The 15,040-nt window shown below is 73.8% G+C and carries 12 protein-coding genes; 7 read left to right on the plus strand and 5 right to left on the minus strand.

Annotation, left to right across the window (positions count from 1 at the left end):
• Positions 1-29 precede the first annotated feature (29 nt).
• The 5 genes from FHL80_RS12530 to FHL80_RS12550 form a co-directional block, all read right to left on the minus strand.
• Complete coding sequence (locus FHL80_RS12530) at positions 30-1,346, minus strand: hypothetical protein (protein ID WP_138733748.1); 1,317 nt, start codon at positions 1,344-1,346, stop codon at positions 30-32.
• A 2-nt stretch (positions 1,347-1,348) separates the two neighbouring features.
• Positions 1,349-2,191, minus strand: coding sequence for a hypothetical protein (locus FHL80_RS12535; RefSeq protein WP_138733749.1), 843 nt, complete (start codon positions 2,189-2,191; stop codon positions 1,349-1,351).
• Between the two features lie 52 nt (positions 2,192-2,243).
• Positions 2,244-2,978 (minus strand): hypothetical protein, encoded by a 735-nt coding sequence (locus FHL80_RS12540; protein ID WP_138733750.1) that lies wholly within the window; start codon positions 2,976-2,978, stop codon positions 2,244-2,246.
• Positions 2,979-3,142: 164 nt separating this feature from the next.
• Positions 3,143-4,432, minus strand: coding sequence for an RNA polymerase factor sigma-54 (locus FHL80_RS12545; protein ID WP_138733751.1), 1,290 nt, complete (start codon positions 4,430-4,432; stop codon positions 3,143-3,145).
• Positions 4,429-5,898, minus strand: a complete 1,470-nt coding sequence (locus FHL80_RS12550; protein ID WP_138733752.1) for a sigma 54-interacting transcriptional regulator — start codon at positions 5,896-5,898, stop codon at positions 4,429-4,431. The genes FHL80_RS12545 and FHL80_RS12550 overlap by 4 nt, the downstream gene beginning before the upstream one ends.
• 303 nt (positions 5,899-6,201) lie before the next feature.
• Here FHL80_RS12550 and FHL80_RS12555 point away from each other — a divergent pair, with 303 nt between their 5' ends.
• The 7 genes from FHL80_RS12555 to FHL80_RS12585 all read left to right on the plus strand — a co-directional run bounded on the left by FHL80_RS12555 (position 6,202) and on the right by FHL80_RS12585 (position 14,892).
• The gene (locus FHL80_RS12555; protein ID WP_138733753.1) at positions 6,202-7,746 is read left to right on the plus strand and encodes a hypothetical protein; all 1,545 of its coding nucleotides are present in this window, start codon (positions 6,202-6,204) and stop codon (positions 7,744-7,746) included.
• Positions 7,747-8,004: 258 nt separating this feature from the next.
• The gene (locus tag FHL80_RS12560) at positions 8,005-8,469 is read left to right on the plus strand and encodes a hypothetical protein (protein WP_138733754.1); all 465 of its coding nucleotides are present in this window, start codon (positions 8,005-8,007) and stop codon (positions 8,467-8,469) included.
• A gap of 40 nt (positions 8,470-8,509) precedes the next feature.
• Complete coding sequence (locus FHL80_RS12565) at positions 8,510-9,778, plus strand: catalase family protein (protein ID WP_216870678.1); 1,269 nt, start codon at positions 8,510-8,512, stop codon at positions 9,776-9,778.
• Between the two features lie 12 nt (positions 9,779-9,790).
• Entirely contained in the window at positions 9,791-11,056 is a 1,266-nt protein-coding gene (locus tag FHL80_RS12570) for a hypothetical protein (RefSeq protein ID WP_138733755.1), read from the plus strand.
• Positions 11,038-12,552 carry a Dyp-type peroxidase gene (locus FHL80_RS12575; protein WP_216870679.1) on the plus strand — a complete coding sequence of 505 codons (1,515 nt, stop codon included), beginning with the start codon at positions 11,038-11,040 and terminating at the stop codon, positions 12,550-12,552. The genes FHL80_RS12570 and FHL80_RS12575 overlap by 19 nt, the downstream gene beginning before the upstream one ends.
• Complete coding sequence (locus FHL80_RS12580) at positions 12,549-12,983, plus strand: hypothetical protein (protein WP_216870680.1); 435 nt, start codon at positions 12,549-12,551, stop codon at positions 12,981-12,983. The genes FHL80_RS12575 and FHL80_RS12580 overlap by 4 nt, the downstream gene beginning before the upstream one ends.
• A 64-nt stretch (positions 12,984-13,047) precedes the next feature.
• Positions 13,048-14,892, plus strand: coding sequence for a peroxidase family protein (locus tag FHL80_RS12585; RefSeq protein ID WP_138733756.1), 1,845 nt, complete (start codon positions 13,048-13,050; stop codon positions 14,890-14,892).
• Positions 14,893-15,040 lie beyond the last annotated feature (148 nt).

Below are 15,040 nucleotides of genomic sequence, written 5' to 3' on the forward strand. Positions count from 1 at the left end.
CACTCCTGGAGACGAAGGGGAAGTGCAGGTCACGCGGCGTAGAGCTGCTGGGGTCTCCCCTGCGCGGCCGCGGCGCAGAGCGCTGAGACGTCCAGCGAGCTGCGGACGGCCCACTGGGTCAGCAGGTCGCCGAGCAGCCGGCTCTCCGGTTCGGGGGCCAGCCGGCCCGCGGCCCGGGCCTGCCCGACGACCGCGAAGGCCAGCGTGGGCGGGACGGATGGGAGCAGGCCCGGACGTCGTCGCCACTCGTCGAACCGCGCCAGCAGGGGGCCGGCCCGGCGGTCGGGAAGGAACAACTCCTCGCGCAGCGACCGTCCGTGCAGGCTCGACGGCCGGTGGTCGAGCAGCAACCGGACGAATTCCGGCGCGGCCGCGACGAGCCCGGCGATCGACTGCCGGTGGGCAGGGGGCAGCTCCGCCAGGGGGTAGAGCGCACGCCACAGCCGCCACGTGGCGGCCCACTGCGGGTGGGGGTACAGCTCTTCGCCGATCGCGCAGCTGAGGCGGACCCGGACGTAGGGAACGGGGTGCGGGTCGGCTCCGCTGGGCCGGAAGACGAACCAGCGGGGCAGGCTGACCACGCCCATGAGTCCCAAGGTCGAGGAGATGCCGAGACGGGCCACCGACCAGAGATCGGCGACGATCTCGGAGGCCCACTGGTCGAAGCAGGCCCACGTCCCGCGCGCCTGCGGTGGCAGGTACCGCTGCGCCCGACGGACGTCGTCCCGGATCCCTGGGACGAGGTCCAGCAGCGCGGCGGCCTGGTGCCCCACCTCGTGCACGAGGGAGCTGGCGATGCCGTGCCCGATCATCCGCTCGCGCGGGACCCGGATGATCGCGACCGGGTTCGCGGAGTTCCCCGGGAGTCGGGTCCGCGCGCGGCGGATGGCGGCTCCCGGGCCGCGCGCCAGGTAGCAGACCACCGGTGGCACGTCCAGGACCGACCGCGGCAGGCTGAGTGCGTCGGCCGCCAGCACGTCGAGGCCGGACAGCCAGACACCGGTGGCGTGCTCGCTGCGCTGGGTGATCACCTCGGTGAACAGGTCGAACTGCGACAGCACGTCGTTGAAGCGCAGCCGGATGAGCGTGAACCGCCGCTGCTGTTCGGCCGGGGACGCCTCGAGGCCCGGCCCGCGCAGCCAGCCGAGGTAGTCGAGGACCAATCCGTGGAGGGTTCGCCGCCCCTCGATGAGCAAGCCGTCGATGGCCGCCTGCGCGGTCGGGAACAGGGCCGCGGCCGGCACCATCGTCTCGTGCACGGCGAAGGGCCTGACCTGGTCCAACCGGGTCAGCAGCGCCCGCGCCTCCTCCTCGAGGAAGCGGATCGGGAGCGGATCGCGCGGCACGATCAGACCCCGTGCAGCACCATCGTGCCGCCGCGGCGCTCCCAACGACCGGCTCGTGGGCGACCGGAGTTCGACGTCTCCAGCTCCAAGCCGTCCGTCTCGTCGGGCCCGGCGCCGCCGGGCTCGTAGCCGCCGTCGTCGGGCTCGTAGCTGCCGTCGTCGGGCTCGTAGCTGCCGTCGGAGGGGGTCGGGTAGGGCACGGGATAGGCGAATCCGGGCCGGGGCCGCGGGCGGCCGGGGCGGGACGGACGTCCTGGCCGGCGACGGCGGGACGACCGGCGCAGCCCCGGGGTCGCGGCCACGATCGCCGCCTGCGCCACCGCCCGCGGCGGCGCGTTGCGCGGGGCGGACGCCGCGGTGCGGGCGGCCCGGGCGCCCATCCGGACGACCTCCTGGGCGACGGCGAACTCGGCCTCCTCCTCGTTCATCGACTCGAGCTCCAGCTCGAACAGGTTGCTCGCCATCGAGCCGAGGGTCGAGCCGAGGGCCGTCCCCACCCCCGGCACGACCGACCCGAGGGCGCCGCCCACGATGGGCAGCGCGGACTTGGCCACGTTCTTCAGCCCACCGACGAGGGCCTTGCCCGCACCGGACCGGGCGAAGTCCCTCACGCCCTTGGCCGCCCGGCTGACCAGCTTGCCGAGGAACTCCTCGAGCTCGGCCTCGGAGGTGACCTCCAGCAGCTCGCTCGCGAGTTCCATCTCCTGCGTCGCGCCGAGACCCCCGCCGGTCTCCCCGCTCACCAGTTCGGCGAACAGCTCCTGCTCGCCCTGCTCGGTCTCCCACTCACCAGTCGGGTTCTCGTACTCGTTGCCGTACCCGTACTCGGTCTCGTAGCTCGTCACGGTCCGTGTCCTCTCCTGTCTGCGGGATGTGCTGGTGGACGTCGCGCGCCGGTCAGAAGCCGTGCAGCACGACGGTGTTGCCGTGCCGGACCCAACGGCCCGACTGCGGCTGCGAGCCCGGCCGCGCCGGGGGTGCCGAGTCATCGGCACCGCGAACCGGCAGCCGGCTCAGCACCGGAGCCAGCCCGGGGGCGAGGTGCTGCGCAGCGGCCACCGCCGCGGCCTTGGCGGCACGGGCCGGCGGTCCCTGCGCGGGGGTGGCGGCCGCTCGACGCGCGGCGTCGGCGGTCCAACGGACGAGCGCCTGGGCGGTCTCGAACTCCCGGTCCTCCTGGCTGAGCCCCTCCAGCTCGAGGCCGAGCAGGTCGCCGGACGCGCCGCCGCCTCCCCGCTCGCCGTTGCCGGACCGCGCCCACCCACCCACGGCCTGGCGGACGACGGGCAGCGCTTGGCCGATGGCCGACTTCGCGATGCCCGTGAGCGTCTGGCCGGTCGGCGTCCTCGCGAAGCTGCGCACAGCCCCCGCCGCGCGGTCGACCAGGCTGCCGAGGAACCGGTCGAGCTCCTGCTCGGTGCTGACGCCGAGCAGCTCGAGGGCGAACTCGGTCTCCGGGACCTCCCCCTGCAACGGGGCCCTCGACGACCACTCCATCTCGTAGCCACCTGCGGGGATGATCTCGCCGAGCACCTCGAGGAACTCCTCATGCTCGGCGCCGAGCGCCCCCCGCCCGTCCTCGTGCTCCTCCTCCGTGGCCGCCTCCAGCATCGTGCGGTCCAAGTCGTGCATGACGTCCTCCTCCGCTCCGCGGGTCCGACGTCATCCCTTCCTGCAAGAAGCGTGCGCACCCGCGGGCACGGGCGGGACGCGGGTCCGGGAGGGTGCCGGCGACCGGCTGTTCGCCGCGCCTGCTGGATGGGCACCCGGTCGCGAACCCCGGTTCGCCGTCGGGCTCAGCGCAGGTGCTGCGCAGGGATGCCGAGCTGCTGCCGGTACTTGCGGACGGCGCTGCGGCTGACGGAGTGGCCGCGCTCGGCCAGTGCCCGCGCGAGGTCCGCGTCCGACATCGGCGCGCGCTCCCCGGCCACCAGGCCGCGCAGGCACTCGTGCGCGGTGCGGGCCCGCCCGAAGAGGTCGCCCAGCGGGACGACCCGCCCGCCCGGCAGCTCGACCGACTTGCCCTGCACGGCCCGGCTCACGGTCGACTCGTGCAGCCCGAGGGCGGCGGCGACGTCCGTACGGGTCATCGGCGCCGGAGCCGGCGTGCGGGCCAGCAGGAAGGCGCGCTGCCGCTCCGCCACCTCGACGCCGACCCGCTGCAACGTGTGCGCCCGCTGGGCCAAGCGGTCGAGGAAGGCGGCGGCCTCGGCCAGAGACCGGGTGAGCACCTGGCGCTCGCCGTCAGAGAGCCGGGTGAGACGCCCCCGATCGGCAGCGAGGCCGACGAAGTCCGGGTGCAACCGGAGCCGCGGCTGCCGCACCAGGGAGACCCGCACCTCCCCGTCCGCGACGGTCACCACCAGGTCGGGGCGGAGGCGGGGTGGCCGGGCGGTTCCGCGGTCCACGGGCACGCACGGCCGCATCCGGGTGCGGAGGTACTCCCAGGCGGCCGTCACCTCCTCCACCGGCACGCCGAGCGCCCGGGCGACGGAGGGCAGGCGCCCCCGCGCGAGCGCAGGCAGGTGGTCCCGGACGACGGAGCGCAGGACCGCCGGGGCGTCGGGGAGCGCGTCGAGCTGCAGCAGGAGGCAGTCGACGAGGTCGACCGCGCAGAAGCCGGCAGGGGCCACCTGGCGGATCGCCGCCACCACCCGCCGGATGCGGGCCACGGGGAGGCGCAGGTCGGCGGCGAGGCACTCGGGTGACCGGTCGAGGTAGCCGCGGTCGTCGAGGTCGGCGACGACGTGGTCGAGCAGCAGCCGGTCGGCGCTCGGGAGCAGCGCGGCGGCCGCGGTGACGACGTCGGCGAGCTCGCCTGGCGGCTCGGCTGCCGGGTCCCCGTCGAGGACGGGCCCGCCGGGCCGGGGAACGGCCGGGACCGCGAGGCACCCGCAGGCGCCCGAGGCCGCCACGGTGCCGCAGACCGGGCACTCGCCCGGGTCGTCCAAGGCCGGGTTGCCGGCCAGCACGTCCCGGACGTGCAGTTCCAGCTCGACGTCCGGTAGAGCGAGCAGGTGGGCCGCCTGCACGAGCGCGGGGGTCACCGTGAGGGCGTGGGTCAGCTCCTGCCGCAGGCCGGTCACGGCGTGCCGTCCTTCCCGGGCAGCGAGGCGGCGCGCTGCTGCTGCTTCTGCAGGGCCCGGGGGGTGAGGCCGAGCATCTCCGCCGCGCGCTTCTGGTTGCCTCCGGCCCGTCGGAGCGCGACCCGTCGGGCACTGGAGGTCACGGCCGTGTGGATGTCGTCGTAGCGGACGCCGCGGTCCAGGGCTGACCCGATCACGGCGTCGAGGTCCGGCTCGCCCCAACCCGGGGCCGGCCGAAGTGCCGGCCGCTCGGCGTCGCCCTCGCCGTCGTCCCCGCCGTCGTCCTTGCCGTCGTCCTCGCCGTCGAGCGGCGGCGCCGGGACGGGGCGGAAGCGCGGCCGCTCGTCCTCCGGCACGTCCCCGACGGTGATCGGACCGCTGCCGACGTGGCGGGTCAGCACCCGGAGCGCGAGTTGGCGCAGGTCCCGGACGTTCCCGGGGTAGCTCCGACAGCGCAGCAGGTCGGCCACGTCCGCGTCGACGCCGAGGTCGTGGCCGCGCACGACCCGTAAGAAGTGGCGGAACAGCGGGAGGATGTCGTCCGGCCGGTCCCGCAGCGGCGGCAACGCCACGGTGGACACCGCGATGCGGTAGAAGAGGTCCGCGCGGAAGCGTCCCTCCTCGACCTCCCTCGGCAGGTTCCGGTTGGTGGCGCAGACCAGCCGGAACGAGGTGTGCAGCCAGTCGTTCCCACCCACCCGCTTGAAGGTGCCCTCCTGGACGACACGGAGCAGCTCGGCCTGCAGCGGCAGCGGCAGCTCACCCACCTCGTCGAGGAAGAGCGTGCCGCCGTGGGCGGCGGAGAACGCGCCCTCCCGTGCGGCGTGGGCGCCGGTGAACGCGCCCTTCTCGTGACCGAAGAACTCGCTGCCCGACAACCCCGGGACCACGGTGGTGCAGTCGACCACGACGAGCCGGCCCCGGACCACCCGCGGGTCGAGGTGGTGGACCAGGCGTGAGGCCAACTCCTTCCCGGTGCCCGACTCGCCGGTGATGAGCAGTGGTGAACTGGAGAAGCGGGCCGTCTCGACCAGCGTGGTCAGCGCTCGCAGCCACCTGGTCGAGGTACCGACCAGCTCGTTCCGGACGGTGTCACTGGTCAGCAGCTCGGCCAGCGCCGCCCACCGGTGCAGGCGACTACCGAGCTCGTTCCCCAGGTCCGGCCCGGACACGAGGACGTCGTCGGCGCCCTGCTCGAGGAGTCGCCATCCGTCACCCCGGCCCAGGCCCGACCGGTCGGTCAGCACGGCCAGCACCCGCCGGCCTCGAACGCCGGCGACCGAGGCGACGTGCGCGAGCGCACCCGGCGTGACCTCGTCCAGAGCGAGCACCAGCGACGCACCGTCCGCTGGGACCCCGTCCGGCAGCACGACGATGTCGCAGGACTCGACGTGCTGCCGCAGCCGCAGCACGAATCCCGCTGACCGCGTCAGCGAGATGTCGAGCGTGACGGTCGTGCGGCCCATGCCGTTCCCCCACGGTCACGTCCATCGGTGTCGGCGAGGATCCTCAGCGCGGCAGACGGCGGTCAAGGGGCCTCCGACAGGAAGGCGTCGCGGACCTCGCGCCCACTGTTGCGCGTCAGCCGCCGCAGGCGTACACCTACGGCGAGGCACAGGCGACCGCAGGTGCAACGGTGCTTGCCTCCGTCCACACCGCCGGCCGCGCCGCGCGTCCCAGACGACCGCGGCGGCCGTTGTCGAGTCCCTGCCCCGAATCATCCGAGGACGGCGCACGTCCGACCGCCCTCGTCCTCTCGAGGGAGCACCATGTCCGATCCCCAGGTCACCCCTGACGAACTGCGCAGCCAGCAGTCGCAGGAGACCGTCCACGAGCGCATCACCCCGGTCCCCTTCGCAGTGGACCCGCTGGCGGAGGAGGCGGCCGGTGACCTCGGCCGCCGGTACCGGGAAGCGGCGACGACGGTGCGGCTGCGTCCCAGGGTGCTGGCAGACGCCGTCAACGGGATCGAGGCGGCCCATCCGCCTGCCATCATCCGGCTGCTGTGCCGACAGCCCGGCCTGGTCCTGCACGCTCTCGGGCAGGCGAAGTCCGCGGGCACGCTCGACACCGACGGCCCGGCACGCAGCGTCCTCGACTTCGTCGGCGGGACCGCTCTCCGGGACTTCGTCGATGCCGTGGCCGACGTCGCCACCCGGCCCGAGGTGCTGACCCCGCTGGCGGAGGAGCTCGGCCTGGAGCCCGGCGACGTCCCGCGGGACGCCCTCGTCGAGAGACTCCGTTCCGACGGCGTGGACATCCGCGAGGGACGGTTCACCGAGTCGCTCAAGGACGCCCTGCGGGCAGTGCGAGATGAACGCGCAGGTGACCCGGGTCCTCGAGAAGGACCGCCGAAGGCACCCGCCGGTGCGCCCGGGCCGGCCGGCCGGGAGGAGGAGAGGGTTCCGGACCGCGGCGAGCAGGCCGCCCGGGGGCGCGGGCGCGGCCTCGGACCGCCCGACCTCTGGGGTGTCGATTGCGACCTCGACCTGCCTGTGGAGAGGGTGGCGCCCCCTGCCCAAGGCGACCTGCTCGAGGTGGCGCGCACGATCGCCACCCTGTACCAGTTCACCGAGCGGCAGCCGCTGTTCCCAGCGATGGACAGGCTGCGCAGTCAGGCTCTGGACGGCGATCTGATCCCGCTCGACGTCGCGGTCGCGCGGAAGGGCGTCGAGGGCGAGTCCGGCCGCGACGAGCAGCTGTGCCGACTGCGTCTGTCCAGCTACAGCTGGAACCACGAGTTCGACCCGCTGACCCTCCGGCGGCGGGCCGACGTCGCCGCGACGATCGGCATCCGCGACTCCGCCGCGACCGCGAGGGTGAACTCCGGGTTCGCCCTGGCCGCGGACCAGCTGGTCGACGTGCTCACCGGGTTGGTGACCGACCGGGAGAAGTACCCCGCCGACTGGGTGCGCACGGTGGCAGCCGACGTCTCGTTGCAGCTCGCCGGCTCCTTCCGAACCGCGGTCACCGGAGGGGTCCTCGTCGACGTGGCGCTCTGGCGCCGGCAGTTCAGGCTGGCCTCCGAGGTGTTCACCCGTCCGCTGCTGCGGGAGCTGCTGGGTGTCACCAACGATCCCGACCGGGGCCCGGCGCCGGCGATCCGGAAGGTCCTGCCGTCGACCAGGTTCGACGCTGCCGCGCTGTACCGCGAGTGGGTGGCGCTCGACCGTGTGCTCGACCTCGCACGACGCCTGGCGATCGACAAGGACGTCCCGCAGGACGAACTCGAGAGCTCGGCAGCAGCCGCGCTGACGCTCCGTGCGCTGCGTGGCAGGCTCCGCCTGCCGGCCCTCCCGGGAGCGCCTGGATGACCGGAGCAGCCCGACGACGGTAGACGCCGCACCACGGAGGTGGTGACGCCGCGGTGACGCCGGAGCGGGAACCTCGGTCCCGACGTCGGGTGGACGCGACAGGAGGTGTCATGGACGGCTGTTCCTCCTCCTGGGGTCGCACAGCCCCGAGGCCCGATGCCCCCACCGTGACCGCGAGGGTGGTTCCGCGGAAGGGCCCCGGTCGATGGGAGGTCTGCATCCCGCCCGTCGTCACCGATGCCGCAGGAGGCCTCAGCGATGTTCCGAGCCGCGACCGTCCTCCGGGAGGACGCCCTGGACGAGCGCTCCCTCCGGAGGCTGGACAACCGGGAACTGGACACCGTGTTCCGGTCCAGCCGCGCGGGAGACCTCCCGCGCGGACGCCTGCCCGGCACCACGCTGCTGTTCCCCGGGACCCGTGCCTGCGGACCCCTGGCTCGGCTCGTCCACCTCGCGGTCTGGCAGGGCAAGGAGACCGAGCCCTCCGGCCGGTCGCTGGAGAACCTCGTGGGACCGCTGCGCACGCGGACGATCCGGGCCCTCCTGTCCCACGACCGCAGCTGGGTCGACGGTGGGAAGTGCGTCCTCATCGACTACTCGAGGACGTCGGTCGTGGCCCGGATGGTCCGCGACGAGATCCGTCTCGTGACCCCCGGCCTGTACCTCGGCGTCATCTGGTTGTGGAATCGGCGGGTCGGGTGGTTCACCTTGCGCCAGCGGTAGCCGCGCGTCCGCCCCGACCTCCCGCTGCGAGGGCCGCGCCGTGAACCCGGAGGGCCCGTTCACCTACGCCGTGCTGCGCCCGTTGAGCGACCTGTTCCTCTGGACGTGGCGCCTGGAGCGCCGGCTCGAGTTCCTGTACCGCCAGCACTTCGACCGGTGGTTGCGCCCGCCGCTGTTCGCCCTGCTGCAGGGCCTGCAGAACCTGCTGCGGCGCGAGGACGAGCGTCTGGGCCTCGCCGAGGAGCGGGAGCTGCCCGACGAGGAGCGTTGCAACCAGGAGATCATCGACACGATCAGCGCGTTCACCCGTGAGAACTGGCTGCCCGGCGGTGCGCAGCGGTTCGGGAACACCAAGACGTTCGGGGTCCTGCGCGGGGAGTTCACCGTCCTCCCCGACCTGCCCGAGGACCTGCGGCACGGGCTCCTCCGCGAGCCCCGGACCCATCCCGCGTGGGTCCGGTTCTCCGGTCCCGGCCCCTTCTCGCCCCCTGACCTCGAGGACCTGGGCCAGTGCTCGGTGGCGATCAAGGTCATGGACGTGGACGGCCGGAAGCTCATGCCCGACGAGCAGCGCACCCAGGACCTGATCCTGGTCTCGCCCGCGAGCTTCGTCACGCCGGACGTCCGGGAGAACTCCAGGATGCAGCGGTGGGTGCGGGCCAAGGCCCCGCTGGGCTACCTGCTCGACCCGCCGGGGCGCCACCTGCTCCACCTGACGATGCAGCTGCTCTACAGCCCCGTGCACGGCAACCCGCTGGAGGTGCAGTACTACAGCAACGTGCCGTTCCTCCTCGGCGAGGGACGGGCCGTCCAGTACTCCCTCAAGCCGAGGCAGGAGCCCCGGACGAGGATCCCCGCCCACCCCGGCGAGAACTACCTGCGCGACGCCATGGTCCGCACGCTGGCCGCCGGCCACTGGGAGATGGACTTCATGGTGCAGGTGCAGACCGACCCGCACCGGATGCCGGTCGAGGACGCCACCGTGAAGTGGCCCGAACGCCTCTCGCCGTACCTCCCGGTGGCCCGGCTGCGGCTCCCGGCCCAGCGCTTCGACAGTGACGCGCAGCTGGCCTTCGCCGACGTGCTCCGGTACAACCCGTGGCACAGCCTCCCGGAGCACCGGCCCCTCGGTAACTCCAACCGCGCTCGGCGCCGGATGTACGAGGAGCTGGCCGAGCTCCGTCAGTCGATGAACGCCTCGCCGCACGTCGAGCCCGACGGCACCGAGGTCTTCCCCGACGGCGACCGGGCTCCGGAGCCACGACGCCGGCCCGGCACCGCACACCCGCGCGTCGCGTCCGAGGGCTGAGGGAGGACCGGCATGCCCCAGCAGTCCGCGGTCACGGTCCTCGCACCGCTGCCGCCGGAGAACAGGGACCGGGTGCTCGACGCGCTGGCGCATCTCGCCGGGCCCGGACGTTCGGCCCTGGCGTTCGACCGGCACCCCGGCCTGCACTTCGCCCGGCTGCTCCTCGTGGAGGGAGGTCCGAGCCCGACCGGCGCGGAGATCGGCCCGAGCCTGCTCTACGCAGCCGACCTGGACGGCTCGGCCGAGGCCCACCTCCGTGCGCTGGCCGACGTCTCGGCCGAGGGTCTGGACCGGGCGTTCGGCTCCTGCACCGGGTACCCGGAGCGACCGGACCCGGACGGCCGGACGGCGTGGCTGAAGGCCCACCGGATCCCCGAAGCGGCCTTCTACGTCAACACGGTCGGACGGGGCGTTTCGCAGGTCCTCGCCGAGGAGGGGCTGCGCCGGGGACTGGAGACCTACCTCGACGCGCACCGGGCGGACGTGGCAGGCCTGTCCCCCGGCCAGATCCACGCAGTCCTCCGCCGGCACGCGCTCGCCGACCCGCAGCTGCGGTTCGGGGCCGTGCCTGCGCGCCGGCCGCCGGTGTGGTGGCGGACGCGCGAGCGCGCCCACCTGGTCGCCGTCCCGCTGGTGCTGCTGCCGGTGGCCCCCCTCATCCTCCTGGCGCTGCCGTTCGTGGCCGTCGCGCTCCGGCTGCACGAGGTCCGGGACGTGCCCGACCGTCAGCGGCCCGATCCCGCCGCCGTGGAGCGCCTGCGGGCCGCCGAGGACCGCGTGGGTCAGAACCCGTTCGCTGCCGTCGGCTTCCTCAAGCCGGGGCCCTTCCGGGCCGTCCTCACCCGGGTCGTCCTCCTCGCGATCAGCTACGCCGTCCGCCACGTGCTCAACCGCGGCGACCTCGCCGGGGTCAAGACGATCCACTTCGCGCGCTGGGTCTACCTCACACCGGAACGGATGGTCTTCCTCAGCGCCTACGACGGCAGCCTCGAGAGCTACATGAACGACTTCATCGACAAGGTCGCCTGGGGCCTCAACGCCATCTTCAGCAACGGGATCGGCTATCCCCCGACGGTCCTCCTCCTCTGGCGAGGCGCCCGCCAGGAGGACCTGTTCAAGGACCATCTGCGCAACCACCAGGCACTCAACCAGGTCTGGTGGTCGGCCTACGACCAGCTCACCGCTCTCAACACCGGCTCGAACGCGGCCATCCGCACCGGGCTGGCCCGGCGCTCGCTGTCCGACGCGGAGGCCCGCGCATGGCTCGCCCTGCTCTGACGGCCGGCAACCGCCGCGCCGGCCTGGCCGGCGCGGGGACCGGCGCCCCACCTCCTGTCACCGACAGTGGGCGGCGCCTCGACCGCGCCGACGTCCAGGGGCTCGTGGGCAGCGGCTACGGCCGCCTGCCGGAGGCGGTGTTCCTCGGCCTGCAGGTCGACGACGGCGCCGCGGGCCGCAGGCTGCTCGCCGACCTGCTCCCCCTCGTGACGAGCATGGCCGGCGACCGTGCCGACAGCGCGCTCAACGTCGCGGTCAGCCACCCGGGCCTCGGCCGGCTGGGGATGCCGCAGGCGGCGCTGGCGGGGTTCTCCCTGGAGTTCGCCGGCGGGATGGCCGCCCCCACCCGCAGCGCCTTCCTCGGGGACGTCGGGGAGCAGGCGCCGGCCACCTGGGCGTGGGGCGGACCGCACCACCCGCGGGTCGACCTCCTCCTCCTCCTGTACGCCCGATCAGCGGAGGAGCTCACCGCGCACCGCGACTCGATCCGGCAGCGGTTCCCGGCCGACGGCGTCCGGGAGGTCGTCGCGCTGCCCACGACGCCGGTGTCCCCCCGCGACCACCTCGGGTTCGCCGACGGGATCTCCCAGCCCGCGGTGACCGGCCTGCACGGCCGCAGCGAGCGGGGCGTCGCGCTGGGAGAGTTCCTGCTGGGGTACCCCAACGCCTACGGCCGGCGCACCGGGCGCCCGCTGCTCCCCGCCGCGGACGACCCGGGCCGGGTGCTGCCACCCGCGCCCCGCGCGGACGCGCCCGACAGCGTCGACCTCGGCCGCGACGGCAGCTACCTCGTCGTCCGGACGCTGGCCGTCGACGTCGACGCCTTCTGGAGCCACGTCCACCGGTGGGCGGCCCGGACCGGGCTGCCGCCTGAGCAGGTGGCGGCCAAGATGGTCGGACGCTGGCCCGACGGCACGTCCCTGACCGTGAGCCGCGACCACCCGCTCGGCGACGAGCCGGTCGACAACGACTTCCGGTACCACCGCGACGGCGACGCGGCCGGCCTGGGCTGCCCGATCGCCGCGCACGTCCGCCGGGCCAACCCGCGGGACTCGCTCGATCCTCGTCCTGGCTCGGACGCCTCTGTGCGGGTCAACGACCGGCACCGGCTGATCCGCCGGGGTCGGCAGTACGGCCCCCCGCCGGGGACCTCCGACGGGACCGGGCCCGACGGTGAGCGCGGGCTGCACTTCCTCTGTCTGAACGCCAACCTCAGCCGCCAGTTCGAGTTCGTCCAGCACACCTGGATGGACAACCCGGCGTTTGCGGGCCTGCACGGCAGCCCGGACCCGATCGCCGGCCACCACCCGCCGGACGGCGGCGGGGTGTTCCCCCTCCCGGCCGATCCCGTCCGCCACCGATTGCTGGACCTGCCGCGCTTCCTGCGGCTCCGCGGTGGGGGCTACTTCTTCCTGCCCGGCGTCCGCGCCCTGCACCACCTCGCCTCCCACCCGGCTCACCAGTCGTCCGTGCGCGACGGGAAGGACCGCCCATGACCCCCAGCACCGATCTGGCCCGCGTGCTGCTTGCCGCCGTCCGCCTGACGATGGGGACGGCGGGTCTGCTCGCACCAGGTCTGGTCATCCGCCGGCTGGACATCGACCCGACGACGCAGCCGGGGATGCGGTACCCGCTGCGGATGTTCGGTATCAGGACCGTCCTCATCGGGGCGGAGCTGCTGACCCCGGACACGCGCCGGCGGTGGCACGCAGAACGGCTGGCCCCGCTCGTCCACGGCAGCGACACGGTGTCGGCGTTCATCGCCTGGCAGCTCGGCGACCTGCCCCGGCGTGCCGGTGCCATGGCCACCGCCATCTCGGCGGTCAACCTGGTCCTGTCGATCGTGAACCTGCGGTCGCACCGCCCCGAGCCGCCGCGCCGCCGGTTCGCCGCGGGACTCCCCCGTCGTGCCCCCCGGTGCCGCTGATCTCGTCGTCGGCCAGCTCCGGCTGGACGAGGTCAGCACGCCGCTCTTCCGAGGAGACCACACCATGACCACGTCCCAGCCCCTCGACCCGGGCGCGACCTCGAACGGTCACCGGTCGGGTCGGTGGTCGCGGGTCCACCGCGCCGCGGCCAGGGCCCTGGACCGCAGTCGCGGCTGGGACCGCCTGTCCCCGCCCCTGGCGCTGGCAGTCCTCGCGGGGCTCCGGGACTCGCTGCGCCGGCACAACCTCTACGACACCTCCGCGCTGCCGACGGTGCAGCCGCCCGCCGTCCCTCCCCTCGAACCGCGGATGTTGACCGAGCGGACCGTCGAGGGCACCCACAACGACCTCCGCGCGCCCGCCACGGGCATGGCCGGCTCGCGCTTCGGGCGCAACGTCCCGCTCTCGGCGGCTGCCCGGCCGACGCCGGCCCAGGTCCTGGAACCCAGTCCCCGTGAGGTCAGCCGGCAGCTGATGACCCGCACGGAGTTCATCCCCGCGACGTCGGTGAACGCGCTGGTGGCCTCCTGGCTGCAGTGGATGATCCGGGACTGGTTCAGCCACGGGAAGAGCCCCACCGACGCCCCCTGGCAGGTCGACCTGGCCGACGACGACCCGTGGCCTGATCGGCCGATGACGATCATGCGCACGCCCGAGGACCCGACCCGGCCGGACACCTCCTCACCACGGACCTCCATCAACACTTGCACCCACTGGTGGGACGCCTCGCAGATCTACGGCAGCACGGCCCAGCAGCAGCGGGAGGCCCGGGCCTTCGAGGGCGGGAAGCTGCGCGTCGAGGCCAGCGGGATGCTGCCCACGCCCAGGAGCGACCACCCCACGCTCGAGGAACCGGGGTTCTGGCTCGGGTTGGTCCCGCTGCAGACCCTCTTCACCCGCGAGCACAACGCCGTCTGCGACATGCTCGCCGCAGAGTTCCCCAGGTGGGGGGACGAGGAGCTCTTCCAGCGCGCCCGGCTCGTCGTCGCCGCGCTCACCGCCAAGATCCACACGGTGGAATGGACCCCCGCGGTCATCAGCCACCCGGTGACGGTCACCGCCCTGCGGGCGAACTGGTGGGGGCTGGCGGGTCAGCGGTTGGGCACCGCGTTCGGCCGGCTGAGCGACAGTGAGCTGATCAGCGGCATCCCGGGGTCACCGACCCAGGACTACGGGGTCCCGTACTCCCTGACCGAGGAGTTCGCGGCCGTCTACCGGATGCACCCGCTGGTGCCGGACCTGTTCGACCTGCGCTCACACGTCGATGACGGGCGGTACCGGGCGGAGCCCTACACCCTGCGCGAGCTGTCCGGGCCCAAGTCCCTGGCCCTCCTCGAGACCGTGCCGATCGCTGACCTCCTCTACTCCCTCGGCACCGAGCACCCCGGTCTGGTCACCCTGCACAACTTCCCGGTGTCCCTGCAGGAGTTCGTGCGCCCGGACGGGAAGGTGATGGACCTCGCCGCCGTCGACGTCCTGCGGCACCGGGAGCTCGGCGTGCCGCGGTACTGCGAGTTCCGGCGCCGTCTGCGCCTCCGCGCCCCGGCGACCTTCGAGGAGCTGACCGACGACCCCGACGTCGCCGGGCAGATGTCGCGGCTCTACGGCGGCGACGTGGAGGAGGTCGACCTCATGGTGGGCCTGTACGCCGAGCGTCGGCCCGCGGGCTTCGCGTTCAGCGACACCGCGTTCCGCATCTTCATCGTGATGGCGTCGCGCCGGCTCAACAGCGACCGGTTCCTGTCGCAGGACTTCACGCCGGCGGTGTACACGGCGCCCGGGATGCAGTGGCTGGCCGACAACACGATGGCGTCGGTGATCCTGCGTCACCACCCAGAGCTGCGGCCGGCGCTGCGCACCGCCCCCAACGCGTTCTTGCCGTGGCTGCGTGCCGGCGCCGGGGCCTGAGCAGCGACGCGCCGCCGGCGCTCAACGTCGCGGCGATCCGTCAGCGCCTCGAGCGCACGGACCCGCGTGCCTCAGGAGCGCCGCCCGGGAACGAGGGACGAGGCCCGAACGGAGCCGACGCCGCCGGGCAGTGACCCCGATGTCGGTT

Origin of the sequence: Modestobacter excelsi (genome assembly GCF_005930495.1) — a bacterium.
Classification (GTDB): domain Bacteria; phylum Actinomycetota; class Actinomycetes; order Mycobacteriales; family Geodermatophilaceae; genus Modestobacter; species Modestobacter excelsi.

Bases quoted from the DNA above. Each gene is read 5' to 3' on its own strand.
- FHL80_RS12540 (WP_138733750.1), bottom strand. From the start codon at position 2,978: ATGCACGACTTGGACCGCACGATGCTGGAGGCGGCCACGGAGGAGGAG.
- FHL80_RS12550 (WP_138733752.1), bottom strand. From the start codon at position 5,898: ATGGGCCGCACGACCGTCACGCTCGACATCTCGCTGACGCGGTCAGCG.
- FHL80_RS12555 (WP_138733753.1), top strand. From the start codon at position 6,202: ATGTCCGATCCCCAGGTCACCCCTGACGAACTGCGCAGCCAGCAGTCG.
- FHL80_RS12560 (WP_138733754.1), top strand. From the start codon at position 8,005: ATGTTCCGAGCCGCGACCGTCCTCCGGGAGGACGCCCTGGACGAGCGC.
- FHL80_RS12570 (WP_138733755.1), top strand. From the start codon at position 9,791: ATGCCCCAGCAGTCCGCGGTCACGGTCCTCGCACCGCTGCCGCCGGAG.
- FHL80_RS12575 (WP_216870679.1), top strand. From the start codon at position 11,038: ATGGCTCGCCCTGCTCTGACGGCCGGCAACCGCCGCGCCGGCCTGGCC.
- FHL80_RS12580 (WP_216870680.1), top strand. From the start codon at position 12,549: ATGACCCCCAGCACCGATCTGGCCCGCGTGCTGCTTGCCGCCGTCCGC.
- FHL80_RS12585 (WP_138733756.1), top strand. From the start codon at position 13,048: ATGACCACGTCCCAGCCCCTCGACCCGGGCGCGACCTCGAACGGTCAC.